Annotated in this window: 15 protein-coding genes; 8 read left to right on the top strand and 7 right to left on the bottom strand. The window is 71.1% G+C overall.

Annotated elements, in window-relative coordinates; all coding sequences use genetic code 11:
* Positions 1-48 precede the first annotated feature (48 nt).
* From WME97_RS07175 to WME97_RS07155, 5 genes are all read right to left on the bottom strand, one after another.
* Positions 49-2,898: a response regulator gene (locus tag WME97_RS07175; RefSeq protein ID WP_437550545.1), complete on the bottom strand. Its 2,850-nt coding sequence runs from the start codon at positions 2,896-2,898 to the stop codon at positions 49-51.
* A 5-nt stretch (positions 2,899-2,903) separates the two neighbouring features.
* A complete protein-coding gene (locus WME97_RS07170; protein ID WP_437550543.1) occupies positions 2,904-3,470 on the bottom strand; it encodes a response regulator in 567 nt (188 codons plus the stop codon).
* Between the two features lie 62 nt (positions 3,471-3,532).
* Positions 3,533-4,570: a hypothetical protein gene (locus WME97_RS07165; protein ID WP_437550541.1), complete on the bottom strand. Its 1,038-nt coding sequence runs from the start codon at positions 4,568-4,570 to the stop codon at positions 3,533-3,535.
* A complete protein-coding gene (locus WME97_RS07160) occupies positions 4,561-5,187 on the bottom strand; it encodes a hypothetical protein (RefSeq protein WP_437550540.1) in 627 nt (208 codons plus the stop codon). Before WME97_RS07160 ends, WME97_RS07165 begins: the two co-directional genes overlap by 10 nt.
* A 1,286-nt stretch (positions 5,188-6,473) precedes the next feature.
* Entirely contained in the window at positions 6,474-7,244 is a 771-nt protein-coding gene (locus WME97_RS07155) for a hypothetical protein (RefSeq protein WP_437550538.1), read from the bottom strand.
* 798 nt (positions 7,245-8,042) lie between these two features.
* On the opposite strand from WME97_RS07155, the gene WME97_RS07150 reads away from it, so the two are divergent.
* Genes WME97_RS07150 through WME97_RS07135 form a run of 4 tightly spaced genes read left to right on the top strand, consistent with a single transcriptional unit; the run spans position 8,043 to position 10,769 of the window.
* On the top strand, positions 8,043-8,216 hold the full coding sequence (locus WME97_RS07150; protein ID WP_437550536.1) for a hypothetical protein: 174 nt from the start codon (positions 8,043-8,045) through the stop codon (positions 8,214-8,216).
* Positions 8,213-8,839 (top strand): RNA polymerase sigma factor, encoded by a 627-nt coding sequence (locus WME97_RS07145; protein ID WP_437550534.1) that lies wholly within the window; start codon positions 8,213-8,215, stop codon positions 8,837-8,839. Before WME97_RS07150 ends, WME97_RS07145 begins: the two co-directional genes overlap by 4 nt.
* Positions 8,832-9,740, top strand: coding sequence for a hypothetical protein (locus WME97_RS07140; protein ID WP_437550532.1), 909 nt, complete (start codon positions 8,832-8,834; stop codon positions 9,738-9,740). The genes WME97_RS07145 and WME97_RS07140 overlap by 8 nt, the downstream gene beginning before the upstream one ends.
* A 9-nt stretch (positions 9,741-9,749) precedes the next feature.
* Positions 9,750-10,769, top strand: coding sequence for a hypothetical protein (locus WME97_RS07135; protein WP_437550531.1), 1,020 nt, complete (start codon positions 9,750-9,752; stop codon positions 10,767-10,769).
* 3 nt (positions 10,770-10,772) lie between these two features.
* On the opposite strand, the gene WME97_RS07130 is transcribed toward WME97_RS07135, so the two are convergent.
* A complete protein-coding gene (locus tag WME97_RS07130) occupies positions 10,773-11,609 on the bottom strand; it encodes a LamG domain-containing protein (RefSeq protein WP_437550529.1) in 837 nt (278 codons plus the stop codon).
* Positions 11,610-11,957: 348 nt separating this feature from the next.
* Between WME97_RS07130 and WME97_RS07125 the strand changes: the two genes are divergently transcribed.
* The 3 genes from WME97_RS07125 (at position 11,958) to WME97_RS07115 (ending at position 17,440) form a co-directional block, all read left to right on the top strand.
* Entirely contained in the window at positions 11,958-13,418 is a 1,461-nt protein-coding gene (locus tag WME97_RS07125) for a DUF1592 domain-containing protein (protein WP_437550527.1), read from the top strand.
* Positions 13,419-13,470: 52 nt separating this feature from the next.
* Positions 13,471-15,048 (top strand): DUF1552 domain-containing protein, encoded by a 1,578-nt coding sequence (locus tag WME97_RS07120; RefSeq protein WP_437550525.1) that lies wholly within the window; start codon positions 13,471-13,473, stop codon positions 15,046-15,048.
* A 79-nt stretch (positions 15,049-15,127) separates the two neighbouring features.
* A complete protein-coding gene (locus WME97_RS07115) occupies positions 15,128-17,440 on the top strand; it encodes a di-heme oxidoredictase family protein (RefSeq protein ID WP_437550523.1) in 2,313 nt (770 codons plus the stop codon).
* Positions 17,441-17,553: 113 nt separating this feature from the next.
* Here WME97_RS07115 and WME97_RS07110 read toward each other — a convergent pair whose 3' ends face one another.
* Positions 17,554-18,339 (bottom strand): SDR family NAD(P)-dependent oxidoreductase, encoded by a 786-nt coding sequence (locus tag WME97_RS07110; protein WP_437550521.1) that lies wholly within the window; start codon positions 18,337-18,339, stop codon positions 17,554-17,556.
* Between the two features lie 239 nt (positions 18,340-18,578).
* Here WME97_RS07110 and WME97_RS07105 point away from each other — a divergent pair, with 239 nt between their 5' ends.
* Entirely contained in the window at positions 18,579-20,990 is a 2,412-nt protein-coding gene (locus tag WME97_RS07105) for a lysyl oxidase family protein (RefSeq protein WP_437550519.1), read from the top strand.
* The last annotated feature ends 55 nt before the right edge of the window (positions 20,991-21,045 follow it).

Here is a 21,045-nt window from a genome sequence, read left to right as displayed (position 1 = left end):
GGTTCAGTGGGCTCCAGACATTCGTCCATCGTCGATTCGGCGCGATCGTCACGTCGCCTTGGCGGTCGCGGCGAGCTCCTCCTTCAGGGCAGCGCTCACGGAGTCGAACTCGTCACGTAGCCGCGTGATATCGCCCGCCTGCGGCAGCTCGCCTTGACCTGCGGCGAGCTGCATCTTCTCCGCCAGCTCCGCGACGCGCGCCGCGCCGATCGAGAGCATGCTGCCCTTCAGCTTGTGAGCGTTCGCCTTGATCTCTGCAGCCACGGCGCTCCGGATGACCGCCTCCAGGCCATCGAGCTGCGCCGGCACGTTCTTGAGGACGAGCTCGATCAGCTTCCGCGAGCGCGGGACCTCCGGGTCGAGCACCGGCGCGCGCGCCGCCTCCAGCTCGGGGGCGGAGGGAGACCGCGACGACGGAGGCTCGTCCCGGCTCAGGACCACGTGCCGCCACAGGGTCTTCTGCAGAGATTGAGGGCGTACCGGCTTGGCCAGATAATCGTCCATCCCCGCCGCGAGCACCCGGTCCCGCTCGCCGACGAGCGCGTGCGCCGTCAGCGCGATGATCACCGTGTGTCGATTCCTCGAGCGCTCCCAGGCGCGGATCTCCTGGGTGGCGGTGTACCCGTCCATCACGGGCATCTGGCAATCCATGAGCACGGCGACGTACCGCTTTCGCTTGACGCACTCGAGAGCCTCCTGGCCGTTGCACGCGGTCTCCACGCGCAGACCCAGCTGCTCGACCTGCTCCATCGCCACGTAGCGGTTGATCTCGTTGTCATCGACGACCAGCACGGGGAGCTTGCTCGCGATCTTACCCGGCTCCGCGCCGGGCTTGCTGGGCGGCGGGGTCGAGGCGCCCGTGAGCGCGCTCTGCAGCGTGTTGTACAGCTCGGAGACGCGGAGCGGCTTGGGGAGCTGCGTGACCATGCTGGAGTCCATCCCGCTCAACGTCACGCTCGATCCCATGTGATAGAGCGCCACCACGGGCAACGTCTGCAGCGCCGGGACCGACTGGATCGTCCTGAGGAACTCCTCGAGGCCGAGGTCGTCCATCTGGACACCGACGACGGCGGCGCTGAACGGCCGCTTCTCCAGCACCGCGAGCTCGAGCCGGTTGATCGCGTCCCTGCCGGAGGCCGCGGACTCGGCGTCGAAGCCCCAGGCCACCAGGTGCTCCACCACGACGTCGCGCCAGCTCCTGCTGTTCTCCACCACGAGCGCGCGGCGCCCGCTCGCCCACTCGGCGGAGCGGATCTGCTCGCCTCCGGCGGTGACGCCGACCCGGATCGTGAACCAGAACCGGCTGCCCTGCCCCGGCGTGCTGTCGAGGCCGACCTCGCCGCCCATGACCTCGACGAGGCGCTTGCTGATCGCGAGCCCGAGGCCCGTGCCGCCGTGCTTGCGGACCAGCGAGCCGTCCACCTGCGAGAAGGCCGCGAAGAGCTTCTTCTGGTCGTCGGGCGCGATGCCGGGGCCGGTGTCCACAACGGAGAGCTTGATGAGCGCCGTGGCCTTGTCCTGCTGAGAGATCGAGGCGTCGATCAGCACCTCTCCGCGCTCGGTGAACTTGATCGCGTTGCCGACCAGGTTGGTGAGCACCTGGCGGAACCGGTCGGGATCGCCCACGATGCCCGTGGGGACGCGGCGCTCGACGCGGTACACGAGCTCGAGGCCCTTCTCGTGCGCCTGGCTCGCCATCAGCTCCGCGACCTCCTGGATGACGAGGCGCAGATCGTAGGAGACGTGCTGCGCCACGTACTTGCCGGCCTCGAGCTTCGAGAAGTCGAGCACGTCGTTGATGATCGACATCAACGTGTTGGCGGAGGCGTCGACGGTCTCCACGTAACGCCGCATCTTGCCGTCGAGCGACTGGTTCTGCATGAGCCGGATGACCCCGAGGATCCCGTTCATCGGCGTCCGGATCTCGTGGCTCATGTTGGCGAGGAACTCGCTCTTCATCCGCGACGCCTCGAGCGCCTGCTCGGTCTTCACGCGCAGCTCCTCGAACGCCTGCTCGTTCGCCTCGACCATGCTGTTGAAGGCCGATCCGAGCAGCTCGAGCTCGTCGCCGCTCGTGATCTGCACGCGCTCCCACTTCTTCCGATCCACGATGGGCGATTCGGTCGGCGGCGCGCTCGAGCGGAGCCCGGTGGCGATGGCCCCCGCCGCCGTGCGCAGCGCGAGCAGCGGCTCGGTGATGTGGACGGCGACCCGCTTGACGAGGAAATAGCTGGCGGCCCCGCTGCCGAGGATCAGCGCCACGATCAGGCCGAGCGTGGTCACGAGCCGGTTCGCGGCGAGGTCCCGGGCCTGGACCATGCGCTCGACGACGCTCCTCGTGCTGACGCCGTAGATCACGCTCCCGGCGTGGGCCCCCTCCGAGATGACCGGGGCCGCGACCTCGACGACGTCCTCCCCACCCAGGGGGTTCTGCCGCCGCCGCAGCACGAGCCGGGACTGGTGCACGGTGCTGATCCCGAGCGACTCCAGGTCCGCCGCTGTGTAGTTCGGCGCCGCCGGGCCGGGCGCGTCCTTCGAGGCGGGCGCCCGGGCCAGGCCGCTCGCCGCCCAGACCCGGTTCTCCGCGTCGAAGAACACCCCGTAGGCGATGTCGTTGTTCTCCGAGACGGTCTGGTGAATGAGCGCCTTGACATCCCCGAAGAGGTTGTCAGCCACCAGGCTGCGCAGGGCCAGCGCCTGGTTGAAGCCGAGCAGGCGCGCCTTCTCTTCCAGGCCGCTCAGGAGCTCCTGCTCACGCTTGGCCTGGACCGCACGATCCGTCGAATAGATGAGCGCGCCGCTCGCGAGCAGCGTGGTGCCCCCGAGCAGCAGCAGCGCGCCCAGGATCAGGCGCAGCAGCTTGATGCGGAGCGAGCCGTGGGTGTTCGGGGTTGCCATGCACTCTACTTTGGACGCCTCATCGAGGGCGGCGGGTTAGAGGAGGACGACGCCGCAGAAGACCCCGCAGACGAAGGCGGCGGCGGGCTGGTCTTCCCGGCGCGCGAGGCGACCGCGCGCTCGACCGCCGGCGCCAGCGCGACGTGCAGCTTCGCCTTCGAGACGATGCCGTCGGCGCCGACCTTCTCGCCGATCGCGCTCAGCTTGTCGATATCACAGCTGGAGACGAGGACGATACCCAGGTTCGAGAGCTGCGCGTTGTCCCGGAGCAGCTTCGCCAGCTTGTCGCCGTTGATGGTCGGCATGTTGATGTCGAGCGCGACCACGGAGATCTTGTCTCGCTTGATGACCGCCGTCGCGCCGATGGGCGTGGCGAGCTCGACCACATCGAAGCCGGCCCTGACCAGGACGGCGCGCATCGCCTCGCGAGCGATCTCGTCGTCATCGATCACGAGCACCCGGATCATGACGACGCGCTCCAGGGGCGGCAGCACCGCGCGCGACGCTCTCCACGCGACGAGCAGATGGCGGGCGAGCCCGGGAGCTCGATGGTTCGAGCTGGCCCGTCGCATCGTGACCATGTGCCCGGTTGGAAAGGTAATCGCACGGCGCCTCCATTCCCCCCGATACGGGCTCACCTACCGATGAGAAAGTCAACCTGGCCGAACTCACTGGAATTCAGCCCGAAGCGCCGTGCGAGCCTCACGTCGACCAGGCGTTTCACCGAGATGGGCAGGCGGACGCCCGACGACCGGAGCTTCCAGTCGGCGTCCGCGAGCTCGTAAAGCACATCCGCCGCTTGCACCGCGAGCGCCTGGGTGTCGGGGATGGCAGCGAACGTCCCGAACTCCGCGTGCTCGTTCACGAGCGAACGCACGGCCACGACCACCGGCGCGCCGAGCCGGTCCACGTAGGGCAGCCAGACGTTGGTCAAGAACCTCGGGCTCAGGAGGCCATTGTCGTTCGGCAGCCAGATCGCGTCGACCTTCGCCCGCTGGAGGTTCACCAGCGCGGCGCGGAGGTCCTGCACCCGTGGCTTGTTCGAGAGCTCTTCCTTGACGAAGGCCAGCTTCTCGACGTGCATGAGCGCTTCCTGTCGCGCGATGTGATCCGCGAAGCCCTGGCGGTAGACGACGCCGACCCGATGAGCGTCGAGGCCCAGCGTGCGCAGGCCCACCATGGCCGTGACCGCCGGCACCTCGTAGGAGATGGCGACCGAGTTGGGGACGGTGCGCTGGAGCTCCTCGGCGAAGGACGCCATCAGGATCAGCGCGACCGGCGGGGTCGGGACGGTGCGCGCCCACTCGCGATACAGGAGCACGGTCGAGTTGTTGACAAGCACCACCGCCTGCGGGCGATCGCGGGCGACGATCTGCGCCACGAGATCGGGGCTCGACGCCTCGCCGCGCAGCAGCGAGATGATGACGCGGTGTTCCCCGGACAGCTCGACGCGGAGCGATTTCAGCATGTCGTCGAGCTGCGGATCCGAGGGGGCGATGACGGAGATGACCGGCCTCGCGTCCGGAGGCGGCGGCGTGAGCGTCGGCGCCGGGTCGCTGGCGACGGGCGTGGCTGGGCCCGACGAGCAGCTCAGGGACAGCACGAGCCCCGCGAGGGCGGAGGCCCGCAGCAGCGAGCGCCGAGAGAGGGGACGCGTCGACCTTACTTCCATTCGTCAACCCCCAGATCGGCCAGCACGTGTTTCGGAAGCCTCCGGATCGCGCCCTCCAGCGTCTGGCGCTCGCCCAGGAACGTGACCGCCACCAGCCCGACCTTCGCCGTCGAGAGGCTGAGGATCGTGAACGTCATCTTGCTCCTCGACTCGAAGTCAGAACGAAATCGCTCGGGGAGGAGGACCGCATCAGCCGTCTGGAACTGGAGCAGCTGCAAAAGATCTTCGATCTTCGTGACGCGCTGGACCTCAGGCGCGGTGCTCACACCCAGCAGCCCGGCCACGAACTTAGGGAGCGATTTCCGTTCGACCAGATCGACGATCCCGTATCTGAGACCGGAGAGCATCTCCTTGGTCAACGCCCTCGTCGAGACCAGGAGGTACTGCTCCGCGTCGCTCCCCGCCTTCATGCCCTGGATGTCGGCGGTCCGATTGAGCGAAGCCAGGACCGGCTTTGGCGAGAGGGCCGCGTCGGGCGGCGTCGACTCAAGCGCGGCTTTGAAATCGCTCAACTTTCCGAACACGGTGACATCGACGCCGGGCATCGACTCCTCGATCTTCTGCTCGAGGGCGCGAGCGCGGAGCGGTGTCACCGCATACACATAGAGCGTGGCCACGGGCCCAGCCGTGATAGGCGGGCTGAGCAGCAGAAGACAGCACCCGATGAGCAGAGCCGCCGCGAGCAGGGCCGCCGGCGCGCGCGTCGATCGGAGCCCCCGGCGAAGCGGAACTCCGGTCCTGTCGGGCCAAGCGCGCTCGGCGAGGGTCCTGAGGAGTGAGCGAAATCCCCCGTGCCGAACCGGAGGAGCCGCGCGGTTATTTCGTGGCACCCACGATGATGCCCAGCGGGTTGCGATTCGCGCCCGACACGCGAGGTGCCCCACGGCCCGCTCGACCGCTGACCGCCGTGCCCCCGTGGAGCGCCTGCAGCTCGTTTCCACCAGGCTCATGCCCTCCCGGTCATCATGGGTAGGGAGCGTAGCCGATGGTTAACCCTCTTTGTCAAGCGCCCCCTCGGAGGCGCCCCCGCGGTCCCACGGAGCTTGGCGAAATGGGGACGCCGGAGAGGGTGACGACACCCGACGGCCGCTCCCCCAGCAGCCGGCCAGCACGACCACGCCGGCGCTGCCGAGCACGCCAAACACGAAGGCGAGCGCTTGACATGCTCCTCACGCACCTCGGTCTCAGGGCTCGATCTCGAGTCCCAGGAGCGGCATGCCCACCGCACAGCGTAAGCAAGAGATGGCGCCTCCGAGAGACCAGCAGATGGCGCCCCGGATTCGCGCGACACATCCTGCCTTGTCGACCTACATGGTGAGCGATGGTGCATCGTGATGCTCGGTAATTTTACCTTGTCATGCACAACAGCGGATCCATGGGTGCGCGTTCGCTCCCTGCCACCGAGCTCGAAAGCTCGCGCATCGCGCTCGATCTACGTACCGCTTGCTTACCGCTGGCGCTCTATCGCTGGCGCTCTACTTGGTAGCGCTCTGCCGCTGGCGCTCTCCTGCTGTCGCTTGCCGCTGCCGCAGGACGATCGTGGCGCCCAGCTCTCCGGTGCGGCGTCCCGCCAACAATCGCTCCGACAATGGGATTGTAGTCCATCGGGTCGCCACACAGCAACCCTCGCGAACCGCGAACGCAGGGTCGGGGTGTCGCGGATCACAGCGGGTGGCGCGCCACAGAGGCGCTGGCGCCGACCGCCGCGCAGTCGTGAGGCAGGGCCCCCTTGCGACCCGGCGTATTTGCGAGGAACTCTCTTGACCTGGGGAACGAAGGTTCCACTCGAAGGGCGCTCAGCCAGCGGACGGGCACACCGCTGCCCGCCGCTGCCCGGAGCGCCGGGCGAGCGGAGCGGCTCGCCCGGCGAGGCGGCGCGCCGCGCTCCGGCGCGCCGTTCGTCTCAGTACCACTCGCTGCCGAGGCCCAGCGTGAAGGTGAATGTCGTCCCCTCTGGCAGGAACACCGGGTGGAGATCCGCGCTGATGGCGAAGCCGCTCCGGCGCGCGCCGCTCCCGGCGAGGCCGCCGAGGATCAGCGCGCCCCGCGCGTGAGCGCCAGGGTACCAGGCCGCCGTGCTCTCACAGCCGGCGCTCGGGAGCGGGATGCCGCCCTCCGGGACCTCCGCGCCGCAGGTCGCGACGGCCACGTAATCCATGGACGGTCCCGCGCCGAGATCGAGGAAGTGGAACAGCGTGAAGCCCGCGAGCACCGAGTTGTAGTCGATGAACCCCGCCTCGAATCCAGCGCTGTTCGCGGTGCTCTCGGGGGTGAGCGTCACCATCGGTGTGTTCTGGTAGTATATCCCGAAATAGTGGTTGACCTGGACACCGAGCCGCCCCGAGAGCGCGAAGACGGCCCCCGCGCCCGTGGGTGACTCGATGATCCCGCCGCCGAGCGTCGTACCGAAACGAAAGCGCATCCCGTCCTTCTCGTCGTCCTCGGGCTCCTTCGGTTGCTCCTCGGGAGCGGGCGGAACCGGCGCGGGCGGCTCCGGAGCGGGCGTGGCCGCGGCCGGCGCGGCCCGCGGCGCGGGCGGCGGTGCAGGCGCCGGCGCGGACCGCGGCGCGGGCGCGGGCGCGGGCGGCGGTGCAGGCGCCGGTGTCGACCGCGGCGCGGGCGCAGGCCGCGGCGCAGGCGGCACCGGCGTGGGAGATGGCGGCGGGAACGGCATGGGAGCGGGCGCTGGCGCAGGCGCGGGCTGCACCGGAATCGGCGCAGGCGCGGGTGCGGGCGCAGGTGCGGGCTGCACCGGTGTCGGCGCGGGCGCCGGCTGCACGGGTGTCGGCGCGGGCGCCGGCTGCACGGGTGTCGGCGCGGGCGCCGGCTGCACAGGTGTCGGCGCGGGCGCCGGCTGCACAGGTGTCGGCGCGGGCGCCGGCTGCACAGGTGTCGGCGCGGGCGCGGGCGCGGGCGCGGGCGCAGGCTGCACCGGTGTCGGCGCAGGAGATGGCGGGGGTGCTGGCTGCGCGGAGGCAGACGGGAGCGGCTCTGGAGGAGGAGGCGGCGGGAGGGGAGCGTCGCCCTGGGTCAAGGCCGTCGCCGAGACCGCCAATGGAACGGTGAGCGCCGCGAGCGCGGCAAGCCAGCGAGGGGGTGTCATCCGGTCTTCCTCGATGCGCTCCTCGCGGCCGTCAAGCGCGCGAAGGTACGCGCTGTCGGTCGCGGTGCGCCGCGGCGGATGATCCGCCCGCGAGCCGTAAAGCGCCAGCCCATCGACGACCGCCCGATGAACGTCGCCCCCCGTCCCTCCACTTTTCTTCACGGAACGCGGCGGCTCCGGTCACCAGCCCCTCGATCCATGCGCCGAGCTCGTCAAGCCCTCCGCTGCGGAATCAGCCCCCTGCTCGGGATCCGCTTCGCCGTGGCATGTGTGGAGGAAACGCTCCCCCCAGACGCGACCGGGGGCGGCGGCACTGGAAATATCCAGGAGACGAGCGACGATCGGTCGCTCGAAGCGCAGGCGGCGACCATGCGAGCAGCGGTTCCACTCCTCGAATCGGACCCCGACGTCTTCCTGCGCGCCTGGTTCTCCGGAAGGACCGACGCGATCCCCGACGTGAACCTGCTCGGCGCGAGCGGTGAGCTCACCGCGCTCGGCGAGCTCACCGTCTCGCTGCCCTGCGAGGAGGAGCGCAGCCCGTGACGGCCCGCGCGGTGGTCGCTCCCTCGACGCCTCCGCCCGCCGGCGCGGTGGCCGCCGTCCCCGCGGCCGGCGTGCAGGCCGCGCCGCTCGACTTCGCCGAGGTGTACGAGGAGATGTTCCCCTTCGTCTGGCGGACCGTGCGCCGGCTCGGCGTGGACGCCTCGGCGCACGAGGACGTGTGCCAGGAGGTGTTCGTCGTCGTGCACCGGCGGCTCCCGGAGTTCCTGGGCCGCTCGTCGCTGAAGACGTGGGTCTTCGGGATCGTCGTGAACGTCGTGCAGACGCACCGGAGATCGCTGCGCCGCAAGAGCCCCGCCCACCGCGGGACAGGAGAGACCGTGGATCCCGAGCTGCTCGCGGGGCCGAGCAACCTCAGCCCCTACGAGGCCATGACGAGGGCGGAGGCCGCGCGCGTCGCGCACGAGCTGCTCTCGTCGCTCGACGAGGAGAAGCGCGTGGTGCTCCTCCTCGCCGAGCTGGAAGAGATGCCGGCAGCGGAGATCGCGCGGGGCATCGGGGTGAACGTCAACACCGTGTATGCGCGGCTGAGGGCCGCTCGACAGGCGTTTTCCGACGCGGTGCACCGCCACCACGCCAGGATCCGAGGAGGCCGCAATGGATGAGCTGGGGACCGGGGAGCGAGCGCTCCTGAACGCCCTTCGTGACGAGGACGAGCCGACCGACGAAGACAGACGTCGGACGCGCGCGGCCGTGTGGGCGAGGCTCGGCCTCGCAGGGACGGCGGCCACGGCCACGGCCGTGGCCGCGAGCGCCGAGAGCGCCGGAGCCGCCGGCTCCGCGAGCGCCGGCGCGGCCGCGCACGCTGTCGGCCCCGCCGCCGCGAGCATGGCCGCCGGCGCGAGCACCGCGGTCGCGAAAGGCGCGGCCATCACGCTGCTCGGCGCCCCGATGAAGATCGGGCTGGCGGCGCTGGTCGTGAGCCTCGCGACGGGGGCCGCGCTCTACTTCCCGACACCGGGCGAGGCGCCCGGTGCGCAACGCGCGCAGGAGGCGGCGGAGAGCGCGGCCGAGGCGCCCCGAGCGGCGCGCGCCGCCGCGCCCTCCAGCGCCCCGAGCGACGGGACCCCTGCGTCCGCCGAGGCGAGCGCCTCCAGCAAGGCCGACGCTCCCGAAGCGTCCGGCGCGCCCGCCGAGCCGAGCGCCGCGCCCCCGGCGGCCGCCGGGGCGCGCGTGACGGCGTCGCGCGCGCCCCGGGCGGCGGCCGCCGCGAGGCAGGGCTCCGAGGGGCTCGACGCGGAGATCGCCCTGCTCCGCGACGCGCAGCAGGCGCTGCAGGCGGGCCAGTTCGCGCAGGCGCTCTCGAAGCTCGACGAGCACGCCAGCCGGTACCCGCGGGGCGTGCTGTCGACCGAGCGCGAGGCGTCGCGCGCGATCGCGCTCTGCCGCTCCGGCCGCGCGCCGTCCGGCAGGGCGATCGCGGCGAGGCTGCTCGCGAAGAGCCCGGGCTCGCCGCTCGCGACGCGCGTGCGCGCCGCGTGCGGACAGGAGGAACAGGAGGAGTAGAGTGCGCGGGTGCACGTCTCGAGGTGGGCGCATGCGCCGTCGATCGTTCCGGCGCTGATCGCCGCGGCAGGGCTCCTGCCCGCGCGCGCGCTCGCGGCGCCCGCCGAGCCGCGCACCATCGATCTCCGCTGGGAAGCGCCGGCGGGGTGCCCGCCGATCGACGAGGTCCGGAGCGAGATCGCCCGGCTGCTGGGGACGTCGGAGCAGCGCCAGCCGATCGAGGTCGAGATCGCGATCGCTCGCGAGCGCCACGAGCGCTACCGGCTCGACCTGCGCATCCGCGCGCCGGCGCCGGGCGAGCGGGTGATCCGTGGCGACGACTGCGCGTCCATGTCGCGGGCAGCGGCGCTGATCGTCGCGATGTCGATCGATCCCGACGCGGTCGCGCGGAGCGCCGCCGCGCAGCCCGCGCCGCCCCAGGCGATCGCCGCCCCCGCCGCCAGCGCGCCGCGCCCGCCGCCTCCCACGCCGCGCCGCCCACCTCCCGCGGCGGCGCGGCCGTCCGCCGCGAACGAGCGCGACGTGGAGGGAGCGCTCTGGGTGAGCGCGCAGATCGAGCAGGCGCTCGTCCCGACGATCGGCGTCGGGCTCGCCGCGGGCGGCGGGATCCGCAGCGGCTGGTTCCGCGTGGACGGCGCGGCCGGCGTGGTGCCGTCGAGCTCGAGCCACATCGCGGGGCAGGCTGCAGGCGCCGAGTTCCGGCTCTGGTTCCTCGAGGTCGACGCGTGCGCGCTCCCGCTCGAGCGCCCCATCCGCGTCTACGTCTGCGCGCTCGGCCGCCAGCACTGGCTCCGCTCCAGGGGGCGGGACGTCGACGAGCCCTTCACCCTCACGACGCCGATCTTCGCGGCAGGGCTCGGGACGCTGCTCGAATGGCGTATCGCCGCTCCCGTGAGCGTCGAGGGCGCGCTGCACGCCGTCGTCCCGCTGAGGCGGCCCCGCTTCGTCGTCGAGAACCTCGACGGCATCGTCTACCGCCCCCCGGCCGCGGGCCTCAGCGCGCGCCTCGGTCTCGCTCTCGCCTTCTGAGCCTCAGGGCAACTCCGGGCCGGCGCGCCACGCGGCCTCGATCGCGCAGCCGGCCAGCGCCCCGCGGTAGAGGCGCAGCTCGTCGTACCGCCCTCCGAAATACGGATCCTGATCGAACTGGGACCGCCCGAGCCAGTTGTTCGCGTCCTTTATCGCCGAGAGCGGAAAGCCGACCGGCGTGCTGCCGAGCAGCGCACCGTCGAGGTAAAGCGAAAGGGTCCCTGCCGCGCCGTCGAAGACCGCGGCGAGCTGATGGATCTCGGCGTCATCGAGCGTGGGCGCGGTGGTGACCTGCACCTGGCCCGCGGCGCCGCTGTCGCTCGCGAGCGCTGCGATACCCGGCGGGTCGAAGCCCGTCGACGGGGTGATGACGAGGTAGGACCGCCCCACGCTCGAGTCGCCTTCGACGGGATTCTCCCCTGTGCTGCCGATGCCGAAGTCGACGACGCGCAGGTACGCCCCTCCGCCGTTGCGGGCGACCCAGACCATGACGGTGACGTCGCGGAGCCCCGAGAGGAGACCCGCGGGCAGCTCGACGTAGTCGTCCTCTCCGTCGAGGGTGAGCACCCCTCCGCCGTCGAGGCTCGCGCCGCCGAAGATCTCGCCGTCGGCGCCGCCGACCGTATCGGCGACGACCGCCCCCACCTCGTCGAACGTGTACCGATGAGCCAGCGACGGCAGCGCATCGCAGGGGGCCGCGCCGCCGCCCCCCTCCCCGCCGCCGCCCGCCTCGCCGCCGCTTCCCGCCTCACCGCCGCTCAGCGCCCCACCACCACGCCCCCCTTCCCCGCTGCCACGACCACCTTCCCCGCCGCCGCCCACAACCGACGTCGGAGTCATACGGCCCACCGCAATATCCATATCTGCCCCACATCCGGACAGGCCGAGGAGCAGCACCATCATCGTAGTCTTCCGCGCGCACGACACAGGCGGATCGTAGCGCGGGTGTGCGGTCGATTCGATCACGAAAGGCGCGCGCTCCGGCGACGAGGGGGAGAGTGCTGATTCCACACGCGGGAGCCGACCATGATGTGCCGACTTGACCGAGTGTTCGCGAGTCCCTGGCTCGTCGCCGGGGGATGTCTCTTGAGCGTCTCGTGCACTGGCATCCTCGGAGGTGATGACGCTCCGGGGCAGGAACCGGGAGACGACGCCGCCGTCGCGCCAGGCGGGATGCCTTTGCACCACATGACAGCATCGGAGTACAACAACACCGTCGCCCACCTCCTGGGCACGCGCCTGCGGCCGGCGGACGGGTTCCCGGCCTCCGGCGCGAAGGGCTTCGACGCGAACGCCAGCGCGCTCTCGAGCCTCTCGCAGGTCCTCGTCCAGGGGTATTACGACGCCGCCAAGAACCTGGCGGCCGACGCGTTCTCGAACGAGGCGCAGCGCGCCCAGATCCTCGTGTGCGACCCGGCGGAGGGCGCGGGCGCGGACGACGCGTGCGCGCGCCAGATCATCGAGCGCTTCGGGCTGCGCGCCTTCCGGCGCCCGCTCGAGGCGGCGGAGGTCGACCGGTACGCGGCGCAGTACGACGACGCGGTCACCACCCTCGAGATGTCCCCCGTCGAGGCGGTGCAGCACGTCGTCCGGAGCCTGCTGACGTCCCCGAATTTCTTCCTGCGGATCGAGGTCGGCCCCGACTCGAAGCGATCGCCGGGCGCCCTCGGCGGCCATGAGATCGCGTCGCGCCTCTCGTACCTCCTCTGGAGCTCGCTCCCGGACGAGGAGCTCTTCGACGCCGCAGAGGGCGACGCGCTGGCCACCGAGGACGAGCTCCGGGAGCAGGTGGACCGCATGCTGGCCGACCCGAAGAGCGCCGCGTTCTTCCAGAACTTCTTCGGGCAGTGGCTCGGGACCCGCACGCTCCCGAGCCACAGCGTCGACACAGCGATGTTCCCGGGCTGGAACGACGAGATGAAGGGCGCGATGATCGACCAGGCCAACGCCTATTTCACCGGCTTCACGACCGGCGAGCGGCCGTGGTCCGAGTTCCTCACGGCGCCCCACCCGGAGAGCCCGCTGCTCGCGCCGCTCTACGCGAACGACCCCGGGGCCGGGCGCGGCGGGTTCCTCACGCTCCCCGCGTTCCTCACGCTGTCTTCCCGCGCCGATCGGACCTCCCCCACGTCGCGCGCGAAGACGATCCTGGCGCAGCTCTACTGCGCCGAGCTGGCCCCTCCCGCCGGCGTGGATATCCCGGAGCTCGAGGCCGCGGGAGGCGACACGGGCGCCGTCGACAACGTCCGCGAGAAGCTCGAGAAGCACCGCGAGTCGCCCGACTGCGCGGGCTGCCATGATGTCCTCGATCCCATCGGGCTGAGCCTCGAGAATTTCGACGCGATAGGCGCCTACCGGACCGCGTACCCGAACGGCGACGCCGTCGACGCGACTGGCGAGTACGGGGGCGCGAAGTTCCAGGACATCTCGGGCCTCATCCCGGAGCTCCAGAAGGACCCCCAGCTGGGGATCTGCCCCTCCGAGCAGCTCTTCACCTATGCGTTGCGCCGGCGCCCGAGCGGCGGCGACAGGGGCGCGCTCGAGGCGATCGCCGCGCGCTGGGAGAAGGGGACGATCGCGGATCTGGTGAAGCAGGTGGTGACCAGCGAGGCGTTCCGCCTCCGCGCGGCGAAGGTCGGGGCGAAGTGAAGCCGCAGGCGTTGTTTCCTCACGGAACCAGGCACGAAGGAGCGATGCGCACATGAAACGCGGAATGACACGCAGGAACCTGTTGCGCGGCGCGGGCGTCTGCCTGGCGCTGCCGTTTCTCGAGAGCCTCGCGCCGCGCACCGCGCGCGGCGGGGAGCCCGGCACGCCCAAGCGCTTCTTGCTCTGCACCTTCCCGAACGGGGCGCCCCACCACTGGTGGGAGACGGCGCCCGCGTTCGGCAAGACGCTGAGGGGCGCCGATTTCAAGCTGCCGAGGGTGCTCGAGCACTTCGCGCCGGTGAAGTCGAAGATGCTCATGATAAGCCGCCTCGGCAACCACACGTGGAGCAAGCAGCAGAACGCGTTCCTCGAGCCGTCCCACTCGCGCTGCATGGCCGCGCTGTCGACCTGCGTGGACGCCGATGAGCTCGGGAGGGCCGCCGGGCAGGACCTCGGCGAGTGGGTGGGCAACGGCGTCTCGGTCGACCAGCTGATCGTGCAGAAGGCAGGCCCGGAGCAGGCGACCCGCATCCCGTCGCTTCAGACGGGGCTCGGGGTGAAGCCCGGCTTCTTCGACGGGCGCAGCTACGCCTACAATCAGGCCGTCTCCTGGAAGAGCCCGAGCGAGCCGCTGAAGCGCTCGGTCAACCCGAAGGCGGTGTTCGACGCGCTCATCAACGCGGGCGCCGCGAGCGCGCCCTCCGTGCCAGGGCAGACCGACGAGCAGGCCAGGATCGAGGCGGAGCGCCGCGCCGCGACCGAGAAGAGCGTCATCGACGCGGTGCTCGCGGACGCGAACTCGCTCATGGGCCGGGTCGGCTCGGACGATCGCAAGATCGTCCAGCAGTACCTGGACGCCCTGCGAGAGACCGAGAAGAACGTGACCCGCGTCCAGTCGACGATGACCCCGTCGAGCCTGGGCTGCAGCCCGATCGGCCAGCCCGGCGTGGTCCCCGAGCCGCCGGGGCAGCAGGAGGGGCTCAACGAGAACGACAGCACGGAAGCGGGCGAGTACAAACACGAGGATCACGCGAACGTCATGATCGATCTCATCGTCATGGCCATTCAGTGCGACGTGACGCGCGTGATCACCCACATGCTCGACGACGCGCGCTCCGAGTTCGAGTACCGGTGCATCCCGGCCGACGTCCGCGCGAAGGTGGGACTCGAGTACAGGGAGGGCAGCAGCCTCCATTATCACTCCTGCCAGCACGGCCCCGGCAACCTGGGCGCCACGGACGAGGGCGGCCGCTACGCGGTCGTCGAGGAGAGCAACCTCGATTTCGCAGCCATCAACTGCTGGCTCGGCCAGAAGACAGCGCAGCTCGCGCAGCGGCTCGACGCGATCCCCGAGGGGGATGGGACGGTGCTCGATCACTCGGTGATGGTCTACATGAGCGAGATGCGTACGCACGACCACGACGCGTACGATCTGCCCATCGTCCTCCTGGGCGGCGACGGCGTCTTCCTGAACGACGCGCACGTCGCGTATGGCCCCCTCGGCCAGGATCGCCAGCTCCGCGATCTGTGGTTCACCATCATGAACCAGTACTACAACCTGGGCGTCGCGTCGTTCGGCGAGGATCGCCGCGGCGTGCCGAACGCGCTCCTCGAGGAGATCCTGCGGTAGCTCGGCGGATCACGGTCTCGATGGATGGGCTCACACCGGAGGTCGAAACGCGATGTTCGAAAGCCGCTCATGTCGGTTGGTGTCCGGGGGTCTCCATGTCGCGCTCGGGCTGCTCGTGACCTGCGCAGCAGAGCTCGGGTGCTCGAGCGACCCGTCGCCCGCATCTCCCTCGCACGGGTCGCCTTCGCCGGAGTCGCCCTCACCGGGCGACGGGGGCGGTCCGGGAGGCGCGCCGCCCTGCGAGGAGACGAGCGACGGGCCAGCGCTGCCGCAGGCGTTCGCGCTGAACTGCGGCGGGTGCCATAGCGCCCACGGCAAGCCGGCCGGCGGGTTTCCCGATCTGTTCGCCTTCGAGGGCACCCTGGAAGAATTCACGGCGCAGGTGCGCACGGGGCGCACGGAGGACGCGCGCATGCCGGCCTTCGGCGAGCAGCAGATCGCGACGGCCGACATCGAGGCGATCTTCGCTTATTTCTCCGCGGGAGCGCCGCCCGCGCCGGCCTGCGACGGCGGCGAGGTCGATCCCGGCGAGTGCTCCGGCGTGGACGGCGATATCTCCCCGCTGTTCCCCTCGGCGACGGCGGGCAAGCCGATCACCACGACGGCCGCCGATGGGACGATCACGCTCGAGGCCGCAGGGCGCGTGCGCGGGCGCCACGAGAAAGAGGAAGAGTTCAGCCCGTACCAGCCGCGCTATTTCGAGAACCGGAGCTACAAGTTCATCGTCGAGGACACGATCCCGGCGGGCGGCAGCACCGTCAAGTTCACCTGGCTCCCCAAAGCCAACGCATCGCTCAACCAGACCATCAACTTCCGCTGCTGGTACTCGGGCGAGGGCAACGTGTTCGACTCGAACAACGGCATGGAGCGCATCACGAGCACCCACTGGGAGTTCGTCGTCGATCGCAACGCCAGGGACAGCAGGGAGATCCGCGCGGGAGATCTGCTGGAGTTCGAGTTCGGCGTGTTCCTTGACGCGGGCACCGTCGAGGGGAGGACGAGCTATTACAGCGACACGTTCCGCTACCGCGTCGGGAGCGGCGAGCTGACGCCGTTCAACGAGCCGAACGAGGCGGCCCTGTCGGGCGGCGACGGGACGATACCGTACATCTACGAGGAGCCTCATCTCTATTACGAGCAGATGGCGCTCAACATCCAGGAGAGCTCTATCCAGCCCTTCCTCGAGGGGCGCCGCCTGTTCCATACCGATTTTGCCACCGGCGAGCACAGCGAGGGCGGTAACCCCGTCTTCGACGAGCACGCGGGCAAGGCGGGGCCGCTCTCGAACCAGGCGGCGTGCGTGGGCTGCCATATCAACAACGGTCGCGGCGCCCCGCCCGAGCCCGGCGAGGCGATGGAGACCGCCGTCGTGAAGCTGTTCGGCGCAGGCGCGAACGCGGACGGCGGGCCCGCCGCCGACCCGAGCTACGGCCGGCAGCTGCAGGACAAGGCGCAGGGCGGGGTCGAAAGCGAGGGTACGGCCACCGTGGCCTATACCGAGGAGCCCGGGCAGTTCCCCGATGGCACGCCGTACGTCCTGCGAAAGCCCACGTTCCGCCTCGACGGGCTCTCCGCAGGGCCGATCGCGAGCTACTCGGTCCGCGTCGCACGCCCGCTCGTGGGCATGGGTCTTCTGGAGGCGATCGCAGAGGACGCGTTGCTCGAGCGCGCAGACGGGATGGACTGCAATCAGGACGGTATCTCGGGCCGTCCGAACCTGATCCCGGACCCGGTCTCAGGGGTGACGCGGATGGGGCGCTTCGGCTGGAAGGCGGGCAAGGTGAGCGTGCCCCACCAGGTCGCCGACGCGCTGGTGGCGGACATGGGCGTGACGACGAGCCTGTTCCCTGTCGAGGAGTGCGGCGAGGCGCAGACGGGTTGTCAGGCCGGCACACGCGGAGATCCCGAGCTCTCCGACGAGGATCTCGACAGGCTCTCCGTCTACATGCGCATGCTGGGCGTGCCGCCGCGCCGCGACACGGCGGACCCGGCCGTCCAGCGCGGCGAGGCGCTGTTCAGCCAGGCAGGGTGCGCGAGTTGCCATGTCCCCTCGATGAAGACCGGGAGCCGCCACCCGCTCGTCGAGCTGCGGGATCAGCTCATCCAGCCCTTCAGCGATCTGCTCCTGCACGACATGGGAGAAGCGCTCGCGGACACGTCGACGAGCGACCACCTCGCGGGGCCGCGCGAGTGGCGGACGCCGCCGCTGTGGGGCATCGGGCTGCTCGAGGCCGTGAACGGCCACACCCAGCTGCTGCACGACGGCCGCGCGCGGAACGTCGTCGAGGCGATCCTGTGGCACGGCGGCGAGGCGGACGCCGCGAAGCAGCGCTTCATGGCGCTCCCCGCGGGAGATCGCGACGCGGTGGTCGCCTTCCTGCGCTCGCTCTGAGCCCCCGCCTTGCGGAGCTCGCTCCGGGCGCCCCTTCCCCGCCCCCACCTCCCTTCGGCTGGCTCGGGTGCTCGGCCCGCTCGGCGTCCCGGCGCGGGAGGGGCGCCCTCGGCTCAGAACCCCGACCGGCGCGCCATCCGCTTCGAGAGCCAGCGCATGGGGCCGGGTGCCACGCGGGCGGCGAGGCTCGCGGTCTTCACGAACAGGCTCGTCTCCAGGACGTCGCGGCCCGCATCGACGGCGCGCACGATCATCTCGGCGACCTCGTCCGGGCTCTGCTTCTTGTGGCCGGGCGGGCGGTAGCCGACGTTGTCGTCGGTCACGACGGCGTTCGCGTGGAACGGGGTCTCGACCGGCCCCGGCCGCACCACGAGCACGCGCACCCCGCGCGACGAGAGCTCCGCGCGGAGCGACATCGCGAGCGCCTCCAGCGCGAACTTCGACGAGGCGTACGGGCCCATCCGCGGCGCCGCGACGAGCCCCGCGATCGAGGAGACCATGACGAGGGTGCCTTTCGTGGCCGCGAGGGGCTCGATCGCCAGCTGCGCGAGGCGCACGGGGGCGACGACGTTCAGCCGGTAGAGCGCCTCGAGCTCGGCGGGATCGATCTCGATCGACGGCGTGTAATAGCCGCGCCCGGCGTTGTTCACCAGCACGTCCAGCCGGCCGTACGCGCCGAGCGCCCGCTCGCAGAGCGCCTTGCGGTCCTCCTCGACGGTCACGTCGCCGGCCACCGCGAGGGCGTCACCGCCCGCCGCGCGCACCTCCGAGGCGACGCCCTCGAGCGCGTCCCGCCCGCGCGCGCTCAGCACCACGCGCGCGCCGCGCTTCGCCCAGGAGAACGCGAGCGATCGACCGATTCCGCTGGATGCACCGGTGATGACGACGACGGGAGCCATGTCGGCGAGAGTACACGCTCCGCCGGTGAACCGAGCGAAATACGCTGTTCGCGCCCGACCCGGGCGCGCCAGGCACCGAGAGATCCCGCAAAGGGACGGTCGGAATGTTGCGTGGCCTCGCGCTCGAGCTGCTTTCGACCGCCCGCGCGCCTACGATGCGGGCCTTGCTTCGCTGTGCGCAGCGGCGACGCGACACCGCCCGATCCACGCCGCTCCTCAATCGTCCTCGCCCGGTGACCATGAAGAAGCTTGTCAGAACGCTGTTGGTGGGAACCCTCCTGACGGCCGCCGCCTGCGGCGATGGCGGACCGCCCTCGGGCGGGGCGGGAGGCGGCAGCGCGGGAGACGGCGGTTCCGGCAACGGCGGTGTGTCCGGGAGCGTCCGTTGCCCCGGCTCGGACATCGTGTGTCCCGGGGGCGCGCGGTGTCAGATCGACGCCGAGGGCAAGCCGTCGGGCTGCGCCGCCGCGTGCGACGAGGCGCGCGCCTGCGGCGACGCGGCGTGCTGCAGCCCCGGCGCCACGTGCGTGCGCGGCGGCTGCGAGGCGGCGGACCTCGTGCTCGGGCCCCCGGAGCGAGGAGAGCCGGTCACGTTCGCCACGGTCCGCGTGGACGAGGACGCGTGCGAGCTGCTGCATGGGTGCTTCGGCGCGAGCGGCCGGCGGGCGCTCATGCGCTTCCACGTCTCGCTCGAGAACGCCGGCGACGTTCCGCTCGACCTCGGCGTGCCCTCGGAGAGCGACGTCTTCGAGCCGAATTTCTGCGAGGGCAGCTACGTCGTCCCGCGCTTCTTCCGCGCGCGCCTCAGCCAGGGCGGCGCGGTTGTCGCCGAGGCCGAGCTCGACGCGCGCTGCGTCGCGATGCCAGGCGGCCAGTACGGCTGCGGCGCGCAGGGCCTCGGCCCGGGAGAGCACGTCGAGCAGCCCGGCACCGTGGCGTGCAACGCCCTCGACGTGACCGGCGTCCCGGCCGGGCTCTACGAGCTCGAGATCACCGTGAACCCGAACAGGACCGTCGCCGAGGCGCGCTTCGACAACAACACGATCGTCCTCCCGGTCGATTACCCCGCCTGCGACGGCGCGATCTGCGGCGGCGCGTGCTGTCCCAGCGGCCACGCGTGCGAGGCCGGCGTCTGCATCGTGCCCGACCTGCGCCCGGACAGGCAGCGCATCGTCGACACGATCCGGTTCTCGTACCAGACGTTCCCCAGAGACGCCTGCGAGCTCATGGAAAGGTGCATCGGCGGCCCCGGCCGGCGGCATCTCCTCGAGTTCGAGGGGCGCGTCGAGAACGCAGGGCCCGGCCACCTCGACCCCGGCCCCGAGTTCAACAGCCCGCTCTTCGAGTATGCGCAGTGCCACCAGCACTTTCATTTCCTGGACTTCACCGATTACAGGCTGGTGGACGCGGAGGGCGAGGTCGTCTCCCTGGGGCACAAGCAGGCGTTTTGCCTCGTCGACATGGAGCCCCTCGATCCTTCGTCCCCCGCGCCGCGCGGCTACCCGACCTCGGGGGGCATGGGGTGCAACTTCCTGAGCGCGGGCTGGGCCGACACCTACGACGTCGGCACGCCGTGCCAGTGGGTCGACGTGACGGACGTGCCCGAGGGGGACTACACCCTCCGCGTCACCGTCAACCCGGTCGGCGCGATCGCCGAGCAGGCGATCGAGAACAACGTGGTCGAGGTGCCCGTCCACGTCCCGGCGTTCGCGCCCTGCGAGCCCGAGCCGGAGATCTGCGGGGACGCGGTGGACCAGGACTGCGATGGGCTGCCCGACGACGGCTGCGAGGGCCAGGGGTGCGCCTCGCCGGTGCCCGAGGTGTGCGGCAACGCGGTCGACGAGAACTGCAACGGCGTCCCGGACGACGGCTGCGCGCCGATCCCGGGCGCCGACAGCTGCGAGACGCCGGGGGAGCTGGCGGGCTCGATGGATTACGCGGCGGAGATCACGGCCGGGAACACCTCCGACGTCGCGCTGCCGTGCGGCGGCAGCGGCGGCGAGGTGTTCTTCCGGTTCACGCTCCCGTCCGACGAGGTCGTGTACCTCGGCACCCTGGCGTCGGACGTCGACACGGCGCTCGCGGTGCTCGAGGGCGACGGGTGCAGCGGCCCCCCCGTCGGCTGCGCGGCCAGCAGCTGCGGCGACGCCGCGCCGGGCGCGCACTTCGCGGCCAGGCTCCCGGCCGGGACGTACACGGTCGTGGTCAAGGCAGCGCACCCCGAGGCGCTCGGCACGGTCCGCCTCAGGTTCCAGCGCGCGTCGTGCCTCGGCGAGAGGGCCGGGGTCATCTCGGGCAGCGGCCTCGTCAGCGGCGACACCACCGGGGCGCCGATCCCTCCCAGCTCCCTGTGCGGCGCGAGCAGCCCTGAGCAGACGTTCTATGTCCCCGTCTGCCCGGGGATGTCCACCGTGGTGTCCTCGTGCGGCCTGACCGACTTCCCGATGACGATCAAGACCGCGGACGACGCATGCAATCCCATCAATATCGAGTGCTTCGGCCCGCTCAGCGCATGCGCGGGCGAGAGGGAGGGCGTGAACTCCCGGATTTACGGGGCACGACCGGGAGGGAGCCTCGGCGCCATCACCGTGAAGGGGCGTACTCCGGTGGATTTCGGGCCGTACCAGATCTTCGTCACGCCATTCCAGTGACAGGGGCGCGCCGCGGGGCGTGAACACACAGCGCCGCGCCCCCATTCCACGAGCG

The organism is Sorangium sp. So ce367, assembly GCF_051520455.1.
Classification (GTDB): domain Bacteria; phylum Myxococcota_A; class Polyangia; order Polyangiales; family Polyangiaceae; genus Sorangium; species Sorangium cellulosum_B.
The sequence above is the reverse complement of the archived record's forward strand: the minus strand, read 5'-3'. Positions and strand labels throughout refer to the sequence as shown.